General features: G+C 44.9%; 30 protein-coding genes and 1 pseudogene. 28 read left to right on the top strand and 3 right to left on the bottom strand.

What is annotated here, in order from left to right; translation table 11 throughout:
- Together AB2J24_RS17175 and AB2J24_RS17170 are read left to right on the top strand one after the other, a co-directional pair.
- Nucleotides 1–114 (top strand): annotated as a pseudogene (locus AB2J24_RS17175) (IS5/IS1182 family transposase); the annotation flags it as partial.
- A 98-nt stretch (nt 115–212) separates the two neighbouring features.
- Complete coding sequence (locus AB2J24_RS17170; protein ID WP_367386382.1) at nt 213–392, top strand: hypothetical protein; 180 nt, start codon at nt 213–215, stop codon at nt 390–392.
- Between the two features lie 84 nt (nt 393–476).
- Here the strand turns inward: AB2J24_RS17170 and AB2J24_RS17165 are convergent, their stop codons facing one another.
- Both AB2J24_RS17165 and AB2J24_RS17160 read right to left on the bottom strand, forming a co-directional pair.
- On the bottom strand, nt 477–1571 hold the full coding sequence (locus AB2J24_RS17165) for a tyrosine-type recombinase/integrase (RefSeq protein WP_367386381.1): 1095 nt from the start codon (nt 1569–1571) through the stop codon (nt 477–479).
- Between the two features lie 285 nt (nt 1572–1856).
- Complete coding sequence (locus AB2J24_RS17160) at nt 1857–2522, bottom strand: helix-turn-helix domain-containing protein (protein ID WP_367386380.1); 666 nt, start codon at nt 2520–2522, stop codon at nt 1857–1859.
- A gap of 120 nt (nt 2523–2642) precedes the next feature.
- Here AB2J24_RS17160 and AB2J24_RS17155 point away from each other — a divergent pair, with 120 nt between their 5' ends.
- The 20 genes from AB2J24_RS17155 to AB2J24_RS17060 all read left to right on the top strand — a co-directional run bounded on the left by AB2J24_RS17155 (nt 2643) and on the right by AB2J24_RS17060 (nt 15175).
- Nucleotides 2643–2942: a hypothetical protein gene (locus AB2J24_RS17155; protein WP_367386379.1), complete on the top strand. Its 300-nt coding sequence runs from the start codon at nt 2643–2645 to the stop codon at nt 2940–2942.
- A complete protein-coding gene (locus tag AB2J24_RS17150; RefSeq protein WP_367386378.1) occupies nt 2939–4147 on the top strand; it encodes a DUF7146 domain-containing protein in 1209 nt (402 codons plus the stop codon). The genes AB2J24_RS17155 and AB2J24_RS17150 overlap by 4 nt, the downstream gene beginning before the upstream one ends.
- Complete coding sequence (locus tag AB2J24_RS17145; RefSeq protein WP_367386377.1) at nt 4147–4395, top strand: helix-turn-helix domain-containing protein; 249 nt, start codon at nt 4147–4149, stop codon at nt 4393–4395. Before AB2J24_RS17150 ends, AB2J24_RS17145 begins: the two co-directional genes overlap by 1 nt.
- Nucleotides 4382–4660 carry a helix-turn-helix domain-containing protein gene (locus AB2J24_RS17140; RefSeq protein WP_367386376.1) on the top strand — a complete coding sequence of 93 codons (279 nt, stop codon included), beginning with the start codon at nt 4382–4384 and terminating at the stop codon, nt 4658–4660. The genes AB2J24_RS17145 and AB2J24_RS17140 overlap by 14 nt, the downstream gene beginning before the upstream one ends.
- Entirely contained in the window at nt 4660–5409 is a 750-nt protein-coding gene (locus tag AB2J24_RS17135) for a methyltransferase (RefSeq protein WP_367386375.1), read from the top strand. Before AB2J24_RS17140 ends, AB2J24_RS17135 begins: the two co-directional genes overlap by 1 nt.
- The gene (locus tag AB2J24_RS17130) at nt 5406–7133 is read left to right on the top strand and encodes a DNA primase family protein (protein ID WP_367386374.1); all 1728 of its coding nucleotides are present in this window, start codon (nt 5406–5408) and stop codon (nt 7131–7133) included. Before AB2J24_RS17135 ends, AB2J24_RS17130 begins: the two co-directional genes overlap by 4 nt.
- Nucleotides 7130–7858 (top strand): hypothetical protein, encoded by a 729-nt coding sequence (locus AB2J24_RS17125; RefSeq protein WP_367386373.1) that lies wholly within the window; start codon nt 7130–7132, stop codon nt 7856–7858. Before AB2J24_RS17130 ends, AB2J24_RS17125 begins: the two co-directional genes overlap by 4 nt.
- 2 nt (nt 7859–7860) lie before the next feature.
- Nucleotides 7861–8136: a hypothetical protein gene (locus AB2J24_RS17120; RefSeq protein WP_367386372.1), complete on the top strand. Its 276-nt coding sequence runs from the start codon at nt 7861–7863 to the stop codon at nt 8134–8136.
- Nucleotides 8133–8834: an NERD domain-containing protein gene (locus AB2J24_RS17115; RefSeq protein WP_367386371.1), complete on the top strand. Its 702-nt coding sequence runs from the start codon at nt 8133–8135 to the stop codon at nt 8832–8834. The genes AB2J24_RS17120 and AB2J24_RS17115 overlap by 4 nt, the downstream gene beginning before the upstream one ends.
- Nucleotides 8831–9142 (top strand): hypothetical protein, encoded by a 312-nt coding sequence (locus AB2J24_RS17110; RefSeq protein WP_367386370.1) that lies wholly within the window; start codon nt 8831–8833, stop codon nt 9140–9142. The genes AB2J24_RS17115 and AB2J24_RS17110 overlap by 4 nt, the downstream gene beginning before the upstream one ends.
- Nucleotides 9142–10629, top strand: a complete 1488-nt coding sequence (locus AB2J24_RS17105; RefSeq protein WP_367386369.1) for a DNA cytosine methyltransferase — start codon at nt 9142–9144, stop codon at nt 10627–10629. Before AB2J24_RS17110 ends, AB2J24_RS17105 begins: the two co-directional genes overlap by 1 nt.
- Nucleotides 10629–10922 (top strand): DUF4031 domain-containing protein, encoded by a 294-nt coding sequence (locus AB2J24_RS17100; RefSeq protein WP_367386368.1) that lies wholly within the window; start codon nt 10629–10631, stop codon nt 10920–10922. Before AB2J24_RS17105 ends, AB2J24_RS17100 begins: the two co-directional genes overlap by 1 nt.
- The gene (locus AB2J24_RS17095; RefSeq protein WP_367386367.1) at nt 10912–11175 is read left to right on the top strand and encodes a hypothetical protein; all 264 of its coding nucleotides are present in this window, start codon (nt 10912–10914) and stop codon (nt 11173–11175) included. Before AB2J24_RS17100 ends, AB2J24_RS17095 begins: the two co-directional genes overlap by 11 nt.
- Nucleotides 11168–11446: a hypothetical protein gene (locus AB2J24_RS17090; protein ID WP_367386366.1), complete on the top strand. Its 279-nt coding sequence runs from the start codon at nt 11168–11170 to the stop codon at nt 11444–11446. Before AB2J24_RS17095 ends, AB2J24_RS17090 begins: the two co-directional genes overlap by 8 nt.
- Before the next feature lie 9 nt (nt 11447–11455).
- Nucleotides 11456–11719 carry a helix-turn-helix domain-containing protein gene (locus AB2J24_RS17085; protein WP_367386365.1) on the top strand — a complete coding sequence of 88 codons (264 nt, stop codon included), beginning with the start codon at nt 11456–11458 and terminating at the stop codon, nt 11717–11719.
- Nucleotides 11720–11731: 12 nt separating this feature from the next.
- Nucleotides 11732–12256: a hypothetical protein gene (locus AB2J24_RS17080; RefSeq protein ID WP_367386364.1), complete on the top strand. Its 525-nt coding sequence runs from the start codon at nt 11732–11734 to the stop codon at nt 12254–12256.
- 329 nt (nt 12257–12585) lie between these two features.
- Nucleotides 12586–12915 (top strand): hypothetical protein, encoded by a 330-nt coding sequence (locus AB2J24_RS17075; protein WP_367386363.1) that lies wholly within the window; start codon nt 12586–12588, stop codon nt 12913–12915.
- A gap of 389 nt (nt 12916–13304) precedes the next feature.
- Nucleotides 13305–13928: a helix-turn-helix transcriptional regulator gene (locus AB2J24_RS17070; protein ID WP_367386362.1), complete on the top strand. Its 624-nt coding sequence runs from the start codon at nt 13305–13307 to the stop codon at nt 13926–13928.
- A gap of 55 nt (nt 13929–13983) precedes the next feature.
- Nucleotides 13984–14568 carry an acyl-homoserine-lactone synthase gene (locus AB2J24_RS17065; protein ID WP_367386361.1) on the top strand — a complete coding sequence of 195 codons (585 nt, stop codon included), beginning with the start codon at nt 13984–13986 and terminating at the stop codon, nt 14566–14568.
- Between the two features lie 19 nt (nt 14569–14587).
- Nucleotides 14588–15175: a hypothetical protein gene (locus AB2J24_RS17060; protein ID WP_367386360.1), complete on the top strand. Its 588-nt coding sequence runs from the start codon at nt 14588–14590 to the stop codon at nt 15173–15175.
- Between the two features lie 17 nt (nt 15176–15192).
- On the opposite strand, the gene AB2J24_RS17055 is transcribed toward AB2J24_RS17060, so the two are convergent.
- On the bottom strand, nt 15193–15558 hold the full coding sequence (locus AB2J24_RS17055) for an HIRAN domain-containing protein (RefSeq protein ID WP_367386359.1): 366 nt from the start codon (nt 15556–15558) through the stop codon (nt 15193–15195).
- Nucleotides 15559–15641: 83 nt separating this feature from the next.
- Here AB2J24_RS17055 and AB2J24_RS17050 point away from each other — a divergent pair, with 83 nt between their 5' ends.
- The 6 genes from AB2J24_RS17050 to AB2J24_RS17025 all read left to right on the top strand — a co-directional run bounded on the left by AB2J24_RS17050 (nt 15642) and on the right by AB2J24_RS17025 (nt 20279).
- Nucleotides 15642–15833, top strand: a complete 192-nt coding sequence (locus AB2J24_RS17050) for a hypothetical protein (RefSeq protein ID WP_367386358.1) — start codon at nt 15642–15644, stop codon at nt 15831–15833.
- Entirely contained in the window at nt 15830–16705 is an 876-nt protein-coding gene (locus tag AB2J24_RS17045) for a BRO family protein (protein WP_367386357.1), read from the top strand. Before AB2J24_RS17050 ends, AB2J24_RS17045 begins: the two co-directional genes overlap by 4 nt.
- Nucleotides 16706–17276: 571 nt before the next feature.
- On the top strand, nt 17277–17828 hold the full coding sequence (locus AB2J24_RS17040; RefSeq protein WP_367386356.1) for a hypothetical protein: 552 nt from the start codon (nt 17277–17279) through the stop codon (nt 17826–17828).
- A gap of 838 nt (nt 17829–18666) precedes the next feature.
- Nucleotides 18667–19344 carry a transcription termination/antitermination protein NusG gene (gene nusG / locus AB2J24_RS17035; protein ID WP_367386355.1) on the top strand — a complete coding sequence of 226 codons (678 nt, stop codon included), beginning with the start codon at nt 18667–18669 and terminating at the stop codon, nt 19342–19344.
- A gap of 290 nt (nt 19345–19634) precedes the next feature.
- The gene (locus tag AB2J24_RS17030; RefSeq protein WP_367386354.1) at nt 19635–19877 is read left to right on the top strand and encodes a hypothetical protein; all 243 of its coding nucleotides are present in this window, start codon (nt 19635–19637) and stop codon (nt 19875–19877) included.
- Nucleotides 19878–19883: 6 nt separating this feature from the next.
- Nucleotides 19884–20279, top strand: a complete 396-nt coding sequence (locus AB2J24_RS17025) for an HNH endonuclease (protein WP_367386353.1) — start codon at nt 19884–19886, stop codon at nt 20277–20279.
- The last annotated feature ends 42 nt before the right edge of the window (nt 20280–20321 follow it).

The following is a 20321-nucleotide window of genomic DNA, read 5'->3' as shown; positions in this document are numbered from 1 at the left end:
AGAATGTTTGGAAAGCTCAAAGATTGGAGACGCGTCGCTACACGCTATGACAGATGCCCAAACGTATTCGTCTCCGCAATCGCACTCGCCGCAACCGTCTTATTCTGGTTATGAGTCCTGAGCCTAACAGTGCTTGTAGTTCTTTGAATCTAATTGACGTGGTACCACATACGTTAAAACACACCGCCGTCACCTGGGCGTTCCAGGGTGGTATGACTATTGAAGATGCGGTTGAATATTTTGCCACATCTGCCGAGACTTTGTTACGAGTTTATAAACAACACTCACCCATACATCAGAAACGAGCGGTAAGCATTATCGATCAATTTGATCTTGATTTCATTGCGGATAACGTTGCGGCGGATAAAAAAGACTTAGCGGGAATATGCTAAGCCTTTGAAATTACTGGTGCACCCGTTGAGATTCGAACTCAAGACCTCTGCCTTCGGAGAGAAACGGGCGTATTGGGTTTTTTATTATTTTTTCAATGACTTAGTGCGACCTAGTGACTGAGCCTGTACGCGTCCTGTACGGAGAGCCTCTTGAATTCGGTCGGTTGAATTCTCTGGATGAGCGTAGGTTCTTTGCATTAAAGTCTTGTCTGCCCACCTTCCCGCGTCTGCTACAGTGGTTGGGTCTAGTCCCTGCCTGACAAGCATTTCGGTTCCAAAACCGTGACGGCCTGCGGCGTGTGGCATGATTGTTTCAATACCGGCACGTTTGCAATCGGTTTTCCAGCCTTTGTACACCCCATCTTTGTTGGCATACCCAAAAACGCGATATGTCATTTTGCGTCCCGCATGAGGGCCCTGTCTTGGTTTGCGTGGGCGTAGGTTTGCCAGCTCAACTACGAGATCCATTGAAATGGTAACCCATTGAGCCTCGGTGCCTTTTGCTTCTGGCATCCAAATACGGGCGTTTTGTAAATCTAAATCTTCTGGTTCGATCGCGCAGGCTTGTGAAATGCGAGCGCCAGTTTCAAACATGAACAATGCCATCGCTTTCCGGTAAGGGCTTTTACTTGCGGCGCGAAACGCATTAATCCAAGGCCATGAACCTGGCGTCTTTTCTTGCCTGCTTTGTTTGCCGCGTAACTTGTCCTGTTTGAGCATTTCTATTTTTGAATAGCTCTTAATGCGAATTGCCGGGCCTTTACCTAGATCATGCGCATTATTTATGACTGAGCGGATTGGGGTTACGACCCAGCGCCGCCATGTATCTGTAGAATTGTTGGGGTATAATTTGCGGCCAAGATTTCTGACCTCAGTGGGGGAAATTTCCGATAGCCGTTTATCGCCAATTTCTGGCAAGACAACTAGCAACGCATTGGCAGTCGCTTGATCTGCATCATATAGCAAAACAGCCTCTGAGAATGTTAGGCTTTTCTCGTCACCAATGTAGTAACGTTTGACTTCGCGGATTTCGAAGTCCGTGACGATCGCTTGCGCTTCGGCTTGGCTGCACTCAATAGATGCGCCAGTGCTTTGTCTGTAGTATTTGCTGGTCGGTATTCTGGCGATCCGGCCTCTGAACCACCATTGTCCGTCTCGCTCGTAGATTTTGAGGGGCATGGCTGACCTTCCTTAAATACTGAATCTATGTGCTCAGCGCTCATGATGATCGCACGGCCACATTTTTTGTATTGTCCAAGCGTTCGGGCGCTTTCACGCAATGAGCGTGGCGATAAAGAAATGCCGTTTTCTTCAAAAATCGCCACCCATTGTTCTGGTGTCTTATAGTTTTTCAACACACTTGGCATCGATGTCGTATCATTCATGATCAAATCCAGATTAGTTTTGGATAATAATCAGAATATAATCATAAAATTTTCCACGTCAAGTTTGATTATTTTTAGATCAAGCTCCAAACAGGTCGTTTTGCGTTAGCACCTTATCTATCGACTTGATTCTATCATTTGGTATTTCAATGTTCGCTGGCGTAGGATGTATCTTGGCAATCGTAACCTTATCAGTGCCTATTTCAACCAAGTGACCAACACTTAAATATACTTTACCGTCGTCACCCTCTTCATGCACGGCTGCGGTATCTCTAATACGGCATGGAATGTGAGGCGAGGCAAAGCGTATTTCGCCATCGTTATGCTCTGGAGCCATTGAACTTCCAGATATATAGAAGGCGTAAATATCCCTTGCCTGCAGCAATGCAGGTGGGCTAAAGGTTGCGCCAATTGGTTGTTTTTCAACGATAATTTTACCTGATGCAAAACTAGCGCCCGCAGAGCCGATGATGGGTATGCGCTTTGAGCCTAAACTCATTGACGATATATCACCAACGGTATCAGCGGCGCTTTGATCTTCTGAAAGATCAGCCAGCGAGAAGCCTAAGGCGGTTGCTATTTTTTCCGCTTTATCAAGCCCGATCGTGGTGCCAGTTTGCTTTAAGTATTTTCGAATGGTTGCGTCTTGCACACCAGAGGCACGAGCCAGATCAGGGATTTTCATATCCAGATCAATCATGCGTTTTTGGATGCGGTCTTTTACAATTTGAGTAGCCATAACCATAATTTATTCCACTTTTCTTATTATTGTTTCTGATTATTTTCATAATATAGGTGTTGACTTTCGGAATTTAATACGAAATATGGAAAATATTCCGATTTATTGAATTTTTGTGGGATCAACATGCAGAATACGACAATCATAGAATTGGTGAATATCGCCCATGCGCTTAGTGTTGCGACGGGTAGAAAGCCGACAGCTATCTCAGGCGAATATCTAGGTGGCGGACCTCGGTTACAACAAATCGAAAACGGTATTAGCGATGTTGGTGCAAACAAGGCCGATGAATATATCGCTAGAATGTCTCGTGACTGGCCTGCTGATAAACAAATACCATTGGCATTGCTTAATTGGCGTCATCGACAGGAAGCGTTTGCGCATCCTGAATATTCACATGATGCTTATTATGGAAAAGTTTCATGAGTGGTGCGGCGTCACGGAAAATTCCTGATGAATGGATTGAGCGGGCAAAGTCGGTTTCGATACTCGACCTAGCGCTTGATTATGGCGCTTCGCTTAAACCGGGCCCACGGCAGATGTCGGCGCTTGAGCATTGCGGCCCCTGTCCTGTTTGTGGTGGTAAAGATCGTTTCTCCATTAATACACAAAAGAATGTTTTTAACTGCCGTGGCTGCGGGTTGGGCGGCGGACCTATCAGGCTTGCAGTGCACGTGCATGGATGGGATTTCCGTGTCGCCATTTGTGATATTATTGGTGAGCAAGATCCCGCGGCTGTTGTTAAAGATACAAAACCACTTCGCCAGAAGCCAATCAAGCCAGCCCAGCAAAGGTCATCTGATGAGAGTAATGAGTGGCGATTGAAAAAGCGCAAGCTCGCGTATTCTTTCTGGAAAGAAGGGCAAAAAAACCATCATATGGCAAATGCTTATTTTGAAGTTCGTGGATTGTCTTTGCCTGATGATATTCTCTACAAATTCCGCGTTATTGAGAACATGGAATACCATCATCTGAATAAATCATCAGGGCGGCAAGAAGTTATATATACCGGCCCTGCACTGCTTGCGCCGATTGTTGGTCCAGGTGGAAAGTTTATTGGTTTGCATCGATCGTGGATCGATTTGAATAGGCAAAAGGGCAAGGCGCAGATTGTTGACCCTGAAACTGGCGAGCTATGCGTATCTAAAAAAGTTATTGGTTCACAAAAGGGCGGCCATATTGTTTTGCGCGATGATGGTGTGCAGAACAAAGTCGCTTTGGCCGAGGGTTACGAATCTATTCTGTCCTATGACGCGCGTCATGACATTGAAGATCATGCGCTTTGGACTGCCGTTAATCTTGGCAATCTATGTGGTAAATCCATAAGCCGCATCAAGCATCCAAGTAAAACAATCACAACACGAAACAAGCATAAGCGAGCGGTCAAAGTTGGCGGTCCTTTAGCTGATTTGAGCGATATGGATGCGCTTATTCTTCCTGAAAGATTTGAAAGCGCGATCGTCGCATCTGACTTTGATGGTGACGTGTTTGACGTCAAATGCAAGCGCATGCGGGCTGTTGAACGGCATTCAAAACTTGGTTCGAAACATGGGCGCAGCGTCTTGGATGATCCTGCGCCGTTTGGTCGTGATTGGAATGACGAACATTTAGCGCAATTGGAGTTGATGTAATGCGAGATTTGCAAACTGCACGAGAAGTTTTTGCACTGTTTTTAAGTGCGCAGATGATCAAGCGACGTTGGAGTGCAAACCGTGTTGCCAAAAAACTTGATATAAAAGCCAGCTCGATCAACGCGGTCAAAAACAGAAAGCGTTGTGCGGCATCGGCGCTGGATAAGCTTTTAGATTTTTCAAAAATTACCGGCACATGGGCTGAGCCTGTTATCAAAGAAAAGGATGCGCGTCATGCCTCAATCTAGCATAGGAATGAATTGGGCTGTTTTTGGCCACGTTGTTAAAACTATTCGAGAAACTCTCGGCGTTAGCCAACGTGTTTTTTGTGAGCAATTGCCTGGTGTGTCGCCACCGGTATTGAGCCGCATTGAACGCGGTAATCCTGCAGAGATTGGGCCGTATCTCATGATATGTCGTGAGCTGGATATCCATCCATACGATATTATTGAAATTGGACCTGTCACCGTTGACCAATTGAAAGCCGCATCTAAGCAGAAAGAAGATGCTTGATGGCTAGCCAGAATATCTCAACGGCGGTTATGAATAGGCGTTCTGAACCAAGTGATAGCTTGGATGATTTCCCGACGCCTCCTTGGGCGACACGTGCATTTATTCATCATATTTTACGTGTCTACATCCATAAAACAGACACTGTTTTAGAGCCGTGCTGTAACCGCGGATATATGGCCAATCCGTTAAGGGAATATTTTGATGATGTCTTCTGTTCCGATGTAGAGGATTACGGTTATGAACACATGGACGCTAAATGTGATTTTCTATTTCCAGATCAGCTTGAGGCACACTACCCGAAAAGAGCAAATTTTGTTTTTGCCAACCCGCCTTTCAAGTGTATTGATGAATTTATTTATCGCGCCTTAGAATTGGCATCTTGTGGTGTGTTTATTTTTGCCCGCACATCTCTTCTTGAAGGTTGTGAGAGATATCACAGATTATATCGCGACAATCCTCCCAAGATTTTTGCGCAATATGCTGAGCGCGTCATTCTCCATAAAGGTCGTTTACTCGATCCTAATGACACTTATTGGCATATTGACCCCGATCCGCAGAAGACAGGATATAGGAGGCCATCATCTGCAACATCCTACGCGTGGTTTGGTTGGGGTGATCGCTTACCAGAAATGCGCCCACATTGGATACCGCCATGTAGAAAAGAATTCGAACGCGGCGGCGATTATCCCGGCAATCCAAAAGCGCCAGTTGATCTCGTTGGAACCATGTTTGAGGGATTGGCAAATTGAGCAAGAAAAAAGAAAAGCTCACGCCGGAGCAAGAGCTTGAAGCACAGATACTGGAACAATGTGCGCGATATGAGCGTGATGATATTGGTAATGGTGAGCGGTTTCGGGCGCGGTTTGGTGATCTTGTGGCATCGCCATCACGTCGGCAGGCGCTGCGGGTTGCGCATATTGGATGGCATATTTTTAATGGGCAATGTTATGTCGAGGATGAAGACGAGCGAGCTACACGTCCACTAGCGCATAAAGCTGCGCGAGCGATTTTGGATGAAATACCGCTCATTAAGCCAACGGAAAATGAGCAACAGATTTTGGATGGTGGGTTAGTCTCTGATGGGCTTCTGTCGGACATGGGTTCGTATGATCCCAAATGGGACACGAAAGAAAAAGACATTTATCAGGCCAACAAGGCGCAGGTAGATGCGGCTGATAAGGTCAAAGCTTCGCTTAAAGACCGTCGCGCATCATTAAAACGTCACGCAAAATCATCGGCTGGGTCTAATAAGATTAATGCTATGTTGACCGAGGCTGGGCCATATTTGTCGGTTGGTGTTGATCAATTGAATGTCGATCGGCACACGATCAATACTGCATCGGGGCTTTTGACATTCAAGCGCATAGATGCTGACAAAATAGAAGACGGTGAGCGCACTTGGGAAACCCATTTAACGCCGCATAGTCCTGATAATTTGGTGACAAAAGTTGTCTCGCATCCGGTCGATATGAAATATGAGTTTACACCCGGCGAGGACTGCCCTGACTTTGAAAAATTCTTAACCTTCGTTATGCCCAGTCAAGAAATGCGCGATTTTTTGCAGCGTTATATGGGCTTGTGTCTCACTGGTCTTGTGACCGAGCAATGCTTGCTGTTTTTTCTTGGTATTGGGCGAAATGGCAAATCAACCTTTGTTGGTTTGATGAGCCAAATCTTATCTGAATATGCGGTAACGCTAAGTATTGATAGTTTTTCTGGCGAGAATAGACGTGGCGGCGCGGAAGCTACGCCAGATTTGGCGCGGCTACCTGGAGCGCGATTGGTTGCGGCATCTGAGCCTGAAGAAGGCGTGGTGCTGAAAGAGGCATTGATTAAAACTCTGACAGGTGGCGAGAAGTTCCCTGTTCGGCGTTTGAATAAAGACTTCTTTGAGGTTGATCCGCAATTTAAAATCATTCTGTCCGGCAACCACACGCCGCGCATCAAGAATAATGATGATGGAATATGGCGGCGCATCCACTTGGTGAAATGGGATGTGCAGGTTGCGGAATCTGATGTTGATAAAGACTTGCCGAACAAGCTGGAAGCGGAAGCGGCTGGCGTATTTCGTTGGATGATTGAGGGTGCGCTTGATTATCTGTCATTTGGATTGAACCCACCTGATATCGTGCGTGAAGCAACTGCGGAATATCGACAGGAATCAGACTCAATCGGTAGTTTTATTCGCATGGCATGCGACGTCACGGGCGAAAGCCATGATGAGGAAAAGCCTGCTGATCTTTACAAAGCATTTGAGAAATATTGCGATGTGGAAGGTGATTTTAAAATCAACCAAACAGCCTTTAACCGCAAACTAGCCAAAGCCACAAAACTTGCCTTCAAATCGCCTGACAATAAAGCGGTGAAGTTTATGAAGCGCAAGAGCAGCACGACCTTTTATTCGGGCATAAAAATCAAAGATGATTTCCGAGCTTTTGAAACGACTTCTTCATACAAGGATAAAGATCAATGAGTGTAGCTGTTCGTGATATTTCCAGTTTTGAAAACAGCCAAGATCTGATTGCGCATTATGCAAATGTGCGCAGGCGGTTTCGTGGTAATGCCAATAATCGGCCGGAAATTAAAACAATCCGCATTGAGCGAACATATGACGCAATTCCGGTGCCAAAAATCGAAGTTAAACAGCCAACAAAAGATGCTGTTGAACAGTTAAAATTACTTCAAATCCTGTGTGCGAAATACAGCAGGAAACAGAGCATAAGTATTGATATTTTTGGACAGCACGACTTGCCGATTGAAGGTCTTCTCTTAATTGGAAAATTCATCAATCATGCACATGTTACGCATGGTATCGCCTATACTTGTATGACGAGATTGTTTGGTGTGCACAAACATTACGCGCCAAAAATGCGTCAATTTTACAATGAGTATATTGCTAGAAAATCAGAATACTCTGATTGTTCAACTGATTGTGTCTATACGCATGTTCTCCAAGATATTCTTCAACAAGTTTCCCAAAAACATGTCATTTCAGTTGACGAATTAAAGAACGGTGACAGCAAAAAATTGCGTAAGCTCGCTCGGCAAGAATTTTGTTTTCGAGCGGTTAGGGAAACTGACGAATTCCAAATTGATATTGCTAAATTTATCAACAGAGACATGTCAAGTGTGCGCCTGGGAGAAAGGGTTCACCAACGGCGCATTGATACGATGCGCAAATATCGAGTGGGGGCGTAGAGATGCAGAAAAATTACATATTGCAAGAATTGCTGGACGCTAAATCGCGTGCCAAGCGTGCTGATGTGCTGGTAAATATGACGCCGCATTTTATCGGGCTTTACAGACCTATCATCGAGACATGTTTGCGCAAGAATGGCGACGAAGACTTTATCGTTTTCTTGCAGGTTCATAGTGCTTTTATGCGGGCAACTGGCCAAAAGCTGGATGATGCCTATGAAGCGCGAAAACGGGCAGTTGTTCAAATTCGCTCGACTGTTATGACAGGGCTATCATGACAGTTATTCTCGATAAACCTCATCGCAAGAATGGGCCAAGCGTATACGAGCGCGAAATTCGTAGTGCGGTTGTGCAAAAATTCCGTGATATGAGGCCAAATGGACGTGTTGTGCATGAGCTCAACTCGGCTGGTACAGGATCAATTCGGTTTGACGTTGCCTGTGTATCACGTGCAGAAATTCTAATTTGTGAGATTAAATCCAAGTTGGATAAACTTGATCGCCTTGAACATCAGATTCCCGCAATGGACCTATGCGGTCATCGCACAATCGTTGCTTTTGATGAGAAGTTTCTTGATGAGAGAAAATCTAACCCTGATGCGATGACACATGAGCGTGAAGGTGAACCGCATATTTGGGCAGTTCCAGATATGATTGGACGGAAGGCTACAAGTTGGGTTTATCCTGAAAGGCAGCGAGGAGGTAGGTATTCAAAATGGCACTGGCAAATGCCTGATCCTGCCATTCAAAAACCATTGTCAGGTTCAGCTTTACACATGCTCTGGCGTGATGAATTGTTAGAGCTTTGCAGAACCTTCAAGATTGCTACAGGTAAAAGGCCAAATAGATCCATCCTGATTGCTGCCATTCTTTGGGGTTGTTCTGGTGAGCAAATTACTAAGGGAATATGTTGGACGTTGCGCAAGCGAGTGTTTGCTGAGGCAGACGCGCCACTTGATGAGGAGTTGAAGATATGACCTTTACTGTTGCTGATATTCAGATTGCGAATTGGGTGGCGGTGACGGTTCATTGCGCTGCGCCTAATATTTGTCTGGTCGTTGATAAGTCATCTAAGGTTTTGACGCTTTATGATCCGAATTCCATTTCTGATGTCATGGCTGGTGATGAACGTTCTCTCATCCGTGTTCCCTATTCAAAAATTTTGAAAGTCTATGCTGATAATGAAGCTGCCTTGCCTGATATTATGAAACTGAAAGAGCTTAAACAGCAGCACATGATGCAAGCCAATGCGTTGTTTTGGCCTGAAGTTGTGGAAGGTGTGTGATGTTTAACAAATTTCATGATGATATGATCGTTGACCTATTTGCTGGCGGCGGCGGCGTTTCTACGGGCATTGAACGGGCGCTAGGTCGTTCGCCTGATGTGGCGATCAATCACTCTGGGCCTGCGCTTGCCATGCATCGGGCTAATCATCCGAACACGCTGCATCTTCAAACTGATATTTGGGCGGTTGATCCCTATAGTGTTTTTCCGCAACGCCGCATCGGTTTGCTTTGGGCGTCTCCCGATTGCAAGCACCATTCTAAAGCGCGAGGAGGAAAGCCAAAAGATAGCAATATTCGTGATCTTGCATGGGTGGTTGTAGATTGGGCTGAAAAGCGCAAGCCAAAAGTGATATTTCTTGAAAATGTTGAAGAATTTACCACTTGGGGGCCTATCGACAATGACGGCAAGGCGATCGAGGAATTTGCCGGCATTGAATTTGAACGGTTTGTTCGGCGGTTAAAGCAGGCTGGTTACAAAGTTGAATGGAAAGAGCGGCGCTTTTGTGATTTTGGCGATCCAACCATTCGCAAGCGATTGATCTTGATTGCGCGGTGTGATGGTCAAAAGATTGTATGGCCGAAACCTTCTCACGGGCCGGCAGATAGTTTGGGCGTAAAGCAGGGTAAGCTTTTGCCCTATCGAACAGCCAGTGAGATTATTGATCCTTCGATTCCTTGCCCTTCCATCTTTGCATCGCGCGAAGAAATTTGGAACGAATATGGTGTAAGAGCAATTCGACCACTTGCACCCAACACTTATTCACGGGTGTTCGCTGGATTGGATAAATACGTTCTGAATGCTGAAAAACCTTGTTTCCTTACATACGCACAGCACGGCGGGGCAATCCGAAATCCCGATGAGCCGATACACACAATTACCGCAAGCCGAAAAGATCAAAATGCGGTCGTTTTCCCAAAATACGAATGCGCTGACAAAGTAGCGGCATTTATGGCGCAACATAATACCGGTGTTGTTGGTCATTCGCTTGATAAGCCTGTTTCGACACTGACGCAAAGATGTACACAGCAAACGCTTGTCGCGGCACATATGATGAGCCTTAAAGGGTCTGACCGCAGTGCTTATGAAATGGATAGGCCTGTTAATGCATTGTGTGCCGGTGGAGGCCATGCGGCTATGGTTGCGGCCTATATGGTCAAATATTACGGGACCAGCAAGGCGCAATCGCTGAATGAGCCATTACACACTGTAACTGTCAAAGATCGATTCGGGCTGGTTTGTGTGACGTTTGGCGGTGAACCCTATGTGATTGTCGATATCGGGATGCGGATGCTAACTGCGCGTGAGTTATTCAGGGCGCAAGGGTTTGATGATGATTACATCATTGATCCGATTTTTGAGGGTAAGCCGCTGACCAAATCAATGCAAACATCATGTGTTGGCAATTCCGTGCCGCCTGGCGGGGTGGACGCCCACATTGTCGCAAATTGCGGCTGGCTGGCTGTGCAAGATCGTGAGGTGGCGTGATGGGAGTCTATGTTGATGATATGCATCTTCATTCTATGGGGCAATTTGGGCGCATGAAGATGTGCCACATGACCGCTGATAGTACTGATGAGCTACTAGCTATGGCCGATATTATTGGTGTGCAACGTAAATGGATTCAGTATCGTGGTACTTGGAAAGAGCATTTTGATATCGCTACGAGTAAGCGTGTGTTGGCCGTTCGCGCTGGCGCAAAAGAAATCACTATGCGCGAAGGTGCGTTGATGTCTCGCGCTCGAATGCAAACAATGGTGAGGGCATCTGATGCTTTGTAAAACCTGCGGAAGATACCATACTCGATCTTGCGATGACTGTGTTGATAGTCAATGCGTCATGAATTGTGGCCCTGCTGTTGTCGACGTTCGAGGCATATTTGATGCGGCTGATGCTGAGTTTAAACTTGAGCATAAATCAGAAACCGAAGAACAGCGTGTTGGACGCAGGGCTGCTGTTAGAGGATTGATGGTGCGTATTGGCCTTTATGACATATGGCAATTTTCAAGAAATGAGGAAAAGCGAGATGGTTGAAGGCGGTGGAACGTATCGTCCTAGCAACGGCACCGAAGGCGATATTTTTATGTCGTATTGGTGCGAGAATTGCTTGTTGTTTAATTTTGAAGAGCCGGACAAAGCTTGCGACATCAATCTACGCGCTATGGCTCATTCGATAGGCGAAAACGCATACCCTGCTGAGTGGCAATACAATAATGGTGGCGAACCGGTTTGTACTGCATTCGCTGAAGATGAGCCGCACGAACTTAGATGTCCAAATACATCCGACATGTTTTACGAAGAATAAGGAAAGACTATGATAATCGACACGTCTGCTATGACTACTGACTGTCCTTATTGTAAAGGAAAAGGCGAGTTTGACCCTACGATTGGATCACGAATTCGATGGCTTAGAAATCAAACCGGACAATCTCAAGATCAACTAGCCAGCGTTATCGGAATGTCTCGGCCAGCGCTCGTTAATATGGAGCAAGGTAGACAAAATATAACTGAACAAAATATCAAACTAATTTGCAAGCATTTCGGCGTGAGCGCTGACTGGCTTCTAGGTCTTCAATAGAAGGGACGAACGATGCTGAATGAGTTGTTTAAAATTGAGCAGGAAATTTTGAAGCAAGTTCCTCTAATTGAGCCACCAACATGCTGCTGGCTCATGACCGATTCTACATTTTCATATTGCCCAGATTGCGCGTGGAAAGCTCGATGGAATGAGATGCCAACTGTAGGACCATGCCCAGACCAATCTGCGTGGTATCTACGGTCTGAATTTGAAGAACTATTGGAAGAAGGTATATGTGGGGGACGCGATACTCATAGCGATACAGTGGAGTACTGTGAAACATGTGGCTGCATGCTTAGTTATTTATTGACCGATTATGGTCAGTTAGTAGAATTACAGAATTTCGAAGAATTTCCGATTAGTGGTTATGAAAAAATATCTGGTGAACTTATCTATGAAGTTACCAGAGTATGCATGAATTTAGATTGGCATGGCGCAGATCAGATACAGGCCAAATCCGCCATAAAACTTGCCAAGGACCTGCTCGTAGCGGTCAAAAATAACGCCCAAACAAGCTCAAAAACTGAACCAACATAAAAGGGACCTATTATGTCATTGGGTTCAATCATAATTTGGTGTCAGGGTTGCGGTGCATTTTGCGCCGCATTTGCAGCGGTAGGTTTGGTTGATGCATGAGCGGTTTCCAGGGAGTTTGGTTATGTCGATTTTGGCGCTGTGGCCGCAGTGTTGGGCGGTGCAGAACGCGTAGACTGACCAGCCGTTATCAACCAGTTTGCCAAATGTGTCGTAGGTGATTGGGGTTTGGTTTTTTGGCATTATCTGGTTTCACCTTCGTTTTTATTTCGATTGAAATATGAAAATGTTCATATTATGTTCTTACACAGGAATCAAGATAGGAATGGCATATGCGTGATAGATGGGCTGATGTTTTTAGGGTTGAAGAGCATATCGCGGATGGGTATTCGGATTTTTGCGCGTTTCTCAAACAGGTCTTGCCGGTGTGGGAAAAGGCGTTTGTTGCCAGGCTGAAATCAAAGGGTGTGCGGGATGATGAGATTGAGATTTATTATCGATCATTCAAGCAAGGTGTCGAGTTACCGTTTATCTGCGCGCGTGGTCACAAATGGACATATCACCCGATGAAGAAAAACGCGACGGTGTGTCTGACCACATGCCGGAGTGTGGTGGGTGAAAGTGAATTGAAATCGCCGCGAGATTGGACGCGGTATCATTGAAGGAGGAAAAGAATAGATAATTGATACGCCAGAAATCAGAGAGGTTTTTGCGGCATATTATATGCGAGAAGTGAAGCTTAAATATAGTGTTTCGCTAGGGGCGGCAACGGACACGAGTGAGCTGATAATTTCAGACCGGGTGTTTGATGAGAATGAGGGAAATTTGCCCTTGTTTGCTGTTGATGACTGAAATTTCGGTTGCAAAACACACTCAAAACTAGAATTACTGATTTTATTTCTCTTATAGCGCTATTAAATTTATCTGCATAAATTCAATTAGTTAGCGTGAATGGTGATAATGAAAAATCTCCAGCAATCGCAAAAACCCTAAATTTCACTAGTTTACAAATCTGAAAAATATGCTCTCCTAAGTGGTGAAGGGACATATAATGAGTGAGTTAGTTGAAAATATTGCGGGGCTATTGCGTCGATCGGGGATTGATGAATTTGCCATCGGTGCAAACTTTAACGAACTTGTGCCGCAAGATGTCATTACCACCTACGATGATGAATGGCAGAAGATTTATTTTGAAGGTGAGATGATGTTTCGAGATCCCGTTTGCTGGGCTGGAGCATTTTCAAATAATCCAATTTGGTGGAAAGATATCCAGTCTCGCAATTCTGTTATGCGGGAGGCGCGGCAATTTGGGATCTATGGTGCCAAGAAGCCTGGTCTTGTGATCCCTGTTTATAGTGGTGGCGAGAAAGTTGTCATAAGTGCGGTTAGTCAAAGCTTTGATGATATTACCGTTGAGGAAATCAACGATCTGGTGATCGGGGTTTCTGATAGTATGTTTCAGCGTTTTTCGCCCTCTCAAATTCCATTATCGGCGCAGCAAAAGGCTATGCTTTGGCTTAAGTCTGAGGGTTTTTCTTATGTTGAAATTTCTCGAATTTTGCGAGTAAAGGTCTGGACAGTGAATGACGGATTAGACCGAGCGCGAAATGCATTGGCGGCGCGAGATACAGTGCAAGCAGTGAGTGTGGCTATAAGGAGGCAAATCATAAGTTGATTTAACCCATGATTGATTGTTCTCATTTGGTTCTAGCAACCAATAGGAGAATATCATGGGTAGATTACGAACCATCATCGTTAACTGGTCTAACATGGTGCAATACTCATCTGAATGGGTGGCACATCACCGTTTAAGAAAAGCGGTTTTTATAGATAAAGCGGGTTGGGAAATGCCTGTTTGTGATGGATTGGAATTTGATCAATATGACACGGCCTATTCAAACTATGTGATTGTGCTGAATGAGAAAAATGAATGTGTGGGATGCGCGAGAATGATGCCGACAAACGTGAGAATTGGGCTGCACACCTATATGATTAAAGATGCGTGTGATGGAAAACTGGATGGAATACCCAGCGGTATTTTAGATATTGAACCACCCGTTGACGGCCATGAATGGGAGGCCACGCGCTATACGATTGACCCCAATGTGGGGATGAAGGATGCGAAGCTGATTATGGATGAAATACTCATTTCGATGAAAGAATTCGCCAGATCGAAAGATATCACCAGATTTATTGGGCTGATGCCCACGGGTGTTTATCGGATGTTTAAACGTGCGGGGCATGAGGTGGATATCATCGGGCCGGTGATCGATATCGACAATCGTAAAACAGCGGTTGCTTATATGCCAGTTTAATTTGGTAACGGATGGAAAAATGCTCAACGACACCCCATATGAATATTTGACAAATTCAGAAAATGAGCGCATGTATGTGGTGCACGTCAGAAATGGGCGTGTCAGGATTCGAACCCTGAATAACTCATGGCGCTCCTACCGCGCATCGACGCGGTATTTCTGTATCTGGAATCTATCCAGATATCTATGGGGTGAGCATTTAGGCCGCGCAAGCGGACCTATTCGTGTAGCTGTGAGGCTCGTTTTAGGTAGTTCGAACCTGCTTGTTCACCCCGCCAATTTTAGCTTCGATCCTAAGATTGGCGACAACTCACAGAGGTTCAATATGAACTATAACACTATAGAATTTAACCAAGGCTATTTGCGCAAAATCGAGCTTGATACGACCACATGGTATCATGCCCATGATGCGTGTGATCTGCTTGGCGTTGTGAATAATGGTGCGGCGATCGATGAGGTGCCGCACGATCATAAATTGATGGTCAATGGCGATGTGCTTGTCACTATAGACGGGTTTGAGCTGATTAATGCGATTGGCCAGAGTGATCGTCGGGCATTGTCGTTGCTGTGGCTCAATCCTATACCTGCTGTTATGGAGGTGAGTTGATGACTTATTTTATAAGATTAGGCCAATTGAAACGGTCTTTTGCAATTCAATTTGGCACTAATATTGGTCGAGCTGTCGTCATTGAACCCGCCATAAATGCGAATATTGCATTGACTAGATTTTGGCCCAAATTCGGCATGGTAACGAATGGCATCTTCTTTAGACAAGAAGCCTATATGCATTCCCATTACCTCGATCTTAACAGCATTCGCATCGTGCGGGTTTTTAGGGTCTGGAACAAGCTTGGCTTTAGGTCTGTCGTCTTTGTTTGTTCGTTTCCAAATTATTTGAAGACTGTCTTGGTAGAAAGACTCGCCAACAATATTGACTTTAAAATCTCGGTTGGTGGCGAGTATGGGTGTCTTTTTGAAAAGTCCGAACATGGGAATCTCTCTACAATTTACAATTGTTTGGGACGCTATTTCAAATTCAACAATGAGTCGAGTCCTGTGAAAGGAGTATGCTGATGACCTTCAGTGATTTCATAAAAAACGTTCAAAAACATAATAAGCAATGTACTCAACCGCAGGAATATCAATCGGATATTCTTAAACAATTAGATGTTTCTGAATTTCGGATTGTCGCACATCTTAAAGGTTGCTCGATAACAGGAGCTAACAAAGGTATGTTATTGCGTCGTAAAGGAGAAACATCATGACATATTTTGATCATACCTTTGGTGGGAAACATGTTCGCTCTGTTGTTTTGGATGGCGTGTTTTGGTTTGTGGCATCCGATGTTTGCCGGTGTCTCGGTATAAGTAACTCGCGAGATGCGCTGACTGGACATTCTGCAGATGAGAAGCAGCTAATAAACATAGGTTCCGTCGGTAGTACCGACAGAACCCAATCGCTACCGTCCCATAAACCAAATTTGGGTGGAAACCCCAATGTGAACTGTGTGAATGAGCCTGGTCTTTATCGATTGATATTTCAAAGCCGCAAAAAGAAAGCCGAGGAATTTAAGCGCTGGGTACTGCATGATGTATTACCTACCCTTCGGGCCTATGGGAGTTATGATATGGCTGATATGGACACCACTGCAAATCCTGACCCTGCTAATGTTGGTGAAGTTTACGACCCATTTGAAGCAATTGGGGCTGACAAGGTGAATGATCGGCTGGGGTTTATTCGTGAAGCGCGGATGATACACGGCAAAAAGGCTGCAGCTGAGCTGTGGGTGAAAATGGGTTTTCCTGTTTTTGTGCCGCTTGATGAAGCGCCCTACCCTGATCGGCAAAACCATGTGTCTGATTTTATCAATGATGCATGCTTTGTTACGGGTGGCGATGAGCAAATTATGCCGTGTGATCTTTATCAAGGATATGTAGAATGGTGCAAATCCTCGCGTCATTCGCCGCTCAATAAAGCCGCGTTTTTTCGCCGCATGGCACGTGAGGCAGGCCGCGCATACGATCTGCAGCAAGGCGGTGTTGGCACTTTTGCCAAACGCAAAAGCAGCTCAACATATTATCAGGGTATTATGCTTCGGGCAGAGTATATGACCGATAGAATGCGATTGATGGATTAGCTGTCGTCTCTACAAAGCTTTGTTAAAAGCCTCGCCAAACTGACTGGATGGCGGGGCTTTTTTATTGCTGTGATTTCAAAATTCTAAATATTGCAAAGTGTGATAATCTGAGTTAGTTTTTTTCCAGATGTTGCGAAGGCTTCAACTTATCGCAACATCTGGTACCAATTAATTGGTATCTATCAAATGCCTATGTGTTGGCTTTAGTGAATGGCCATAGTGATATGCGCTACAGCTAAGCCGACATATAGAGCGGCAATTACAATATGCATGTTATCTCCTTTCTCATGGAGGCGGATTTCCTAAATCAAGCCTCGACTGGCAATATGATTAAGACCTCTCGGTTCTGGCGCAAGAATAAAAGTATCGCTTTCCCCAAAATTCACATGCTTAGTGTACTAAGTAGGGATAAGGCAGGTTTGTTCTAATTTTGTTCTAATTCTCAGATCACTATTTCAAGCACATAAAACAATGTGAAAACGTCGCCATTGGCGGGGTTTTTTTGTGTCTGTTGTAATTGAAGCGATTGAAAGCTATGTGATTATCGTTGTGTGGTTGTGGGGAAAATGAATTGCCGGAACAAAAACCTAAGAAAACGAACCCGATTGTATGGGTGGTTATGATTTGTTTTTCATGGCTTGGTTTAGCTGGTCTTGCGGACAATGTTGTTGAATGGCGTGAATGGTTTGATGCTGGTGTGATACAGCATTGGAGAAATGCGCAACGATGGGCTCTTGAACACTTACTGTTTTGGTTACCGTTTCAACTTCCCATATGGATTTTTGACTATCTAACAATTGGAATTGTATTTGGCAGAGCATTTGTTGTGGCGATGCTGGAAATGGAATCTGAAAATGATGAATTTCGTATCCACCAGAGAAATATCCGGGAAAAATTTGAGTTTATGGTAGGTCTCGTAATTCTAGTGTTTCTATGGCCATTGGTTCTGATGCTTTACGGGTTTATGGGCGTTCAAGGACTAATGTTTCTAAATCATAGAGACAGCGATTTCGCTGATATAGGTAAACTCACTGTAGGCACCTTCAAATGGCTGATTTATAGTATGCTCGCATCAGTGCCGGTCCTGTTCGTGTTGACTGACTTTATTAAAACATTCTCCTAATTGATGCTGATAGGCATCTTAAGCTAGTACGGCTATGAGTGTTGCCAAGCTTTAGCTTGGGAATTCTCATTGTCCTTATATCTCTTTAACACAACAACATGCGTAGTTTGGTGGGTTTGATTTGGCCTAGGCTTTATTGTGTTGCCTACCCTGCCCCTGACCCCTTTTTGACTTTGAAAGCGATGCTCCCTTGCGACCCTTTGCGGCGAAACACAAGCCCAAATGCGGCGAATTTTACCTTATTATCACGAAATATAGGTTTATTGGCCATGATTTGAATGCATGGCTGGGCGTGGTTTTTTCTGATAATTTTCCGAAATTCTTCAAGGTTGTAGAAATCACGAAATTTGTGGTTTGATTTGTTACTGATTTTGTTCGCTTCGCAGCAAGTTTTTGCTTTCGACCCACAAGCGACCCAAAAATTATTGTTTTATTTCAGATAGTTGCGAAGCAAAGGACGCAAGAAATCGAGTTGGGTTGCTGTTTGAAAAGGGGTTTGGGGTATGGGAAAACGTGCTGATTGGCACATATTTGGCTTGCTGTGGGTTGATGGGTCGCAGCAAAGAAAGTGCTTTGCGTCGGAAAATAATCATAGTAAAATCAAATTGTTACGCGGCAAGGCGATCAAGGGACGGATATATTGCACCCCGCCTCTATATGTTTTTAGGGGGTGTCTCATATATGGATAATAATCCGAAAGTTGGTACCCCCTTTAGAGCTTTATGTATGGGCGTGGTTTTATGCGTCCCTTGCAGCCCGTTGTTTATCTTTGCTTCTCCTACGAGAAGCTATTTGTCAATTAATTCAAAAAGTTAATATCAAAGAGAGGAATAAGAACATGGGAAGCAAGCGGGAAGCAAGGCAAAATGAACATGAGGTTGGACAGGTTATTGAGCTGGATGTGGGGCTTCGGGCTGCGCATCGGCATGGGGTGGATCAATCACTTTTGGCAGAGGATGCGCGATATGCAGCCAAATGTATTGATGAGCTTGTCCATGGCAAGCAATTTGCACGATGGGTCTTGCTGCAAGTGAAGCCTGAGAAATGCGATGAATTGGCGGAGCAAATACGCGGATTTGGGATTGGTGTGTGGCAACCGCAGGCCACGCGCAGGGTGCGCATTCAGCATACGCGGAAATTTAAGACAATCACCGAAGATATCGTGCCAGGCTATTTCTTTGTTCGCGTGGGTGATGTGGCTGCGGCGGCATTTGGGCTTTCATCGCTTCGCCATGTTTATGGTGTTTTGACAAATGGTGGCAAGCCCATTGCTGTGAGCGATGAAATGATCGAGATGTGGAAAACTGAGATACACGATGCATCACAGGACAAAAAAAATGTTGTTGAGATTATGGAGGGTTCCAAGGTGAGTGTGATTGGTGGTTCTCTTCAAGGATTTCAGGCTGTTGTGACCGCTTTGATTGAATCTCGTGAGGCTGTTTTTGCGGATGTGAATATCTTTGGTTCGGTAATTAATTCTGAAATACCACTTGAAATCGTAAAATTTTCCGATTAGAGCGGAAAACAGGACGATTTGCTGATCCTAATGCATTTGATAGTTTGTAACGCGTTATCTTACGAGCATAGAGCAAACCCATGAGGCAACGCCGCAGGCGATATCTAATCCTCTCAGATGGATGCTTGTGGCCTGATATTCGGAAATTAATCTTAAAATCGGAAAATTGTTTCACGGGAAACATTACGTGAAACAAGACTGTTTGTTCACCGTCCCCTGACCTTATCGGTCATGTTTTGCGTGGTGTTCGTTCTCATAATCGATCAACAATCACAACAAGGGATAAATCCATGGCCGTAAGAGCTAAGTTTTTTGTCAAAGAAGTTAAACATATGCAGCACTCCTCAAACTCGGAGCAATTGGCGGAAATCGCTATGGCTCCTGTTTATGCGGATGGTGAAGAAAATGCTGTGTGGTCTAAGTATACGCCATCGGGTGAGCTTTCGATGCTTATCACGAATGAAGACGCTATCAGTCAGTTTGAGCTTGGTGGCGAATACTTCTTGGATATCACGCCTGTTGAGAAGCATTGATTTGATATGCCAACGATGCCGACGACATATCGTTCACCACGCCAGCCAAGCAGGCGCGAGGTGCGGAAAGAATATGATCGGCATCGTGGGTCTGCGAGAGAGCGTGGATATACGCATGATTGGGATAAGGCATCCAAACGCAATCTGATTATGTATCCGTTGTGTGTTGGCTGCTTGTCAGTTGACCGCACACAAGCGGCGACTGTGACTGATCATATCATACCGCACAAAGGTGATATGGATCTGTTTTGGGATGGTAACAACTGGCAGAGTTGCTGCACCGATCATCACAACATCATCAAGGCAATTCTTGAAAACGAATATGCAGATGGAAAGATTAGCGAAGAACAACTGAAACTTGATAGCGATCGAGCAATAGAACTCACAAACCTTCGTATGTAGTGGGGGGGTGGGTCTAATCTCTAAAACCTTCATCTAGCGGAC

The organism is Lentilitoribacter sp. EG35 (assembly GCF_040784015.1).
In the GTDB taxonomy this organism is placed as follows: Bacteria; Pseudomonadota; Alphaproteobacteria; order Rhizobiales; family Rhizobiaceae; genus Lentilitoribacter.
The sequence above is the reverse complement of the archived record's forward strand: the minus strand, read 5'-3'. Positions and strand labels throughout refer to the sequence as shown.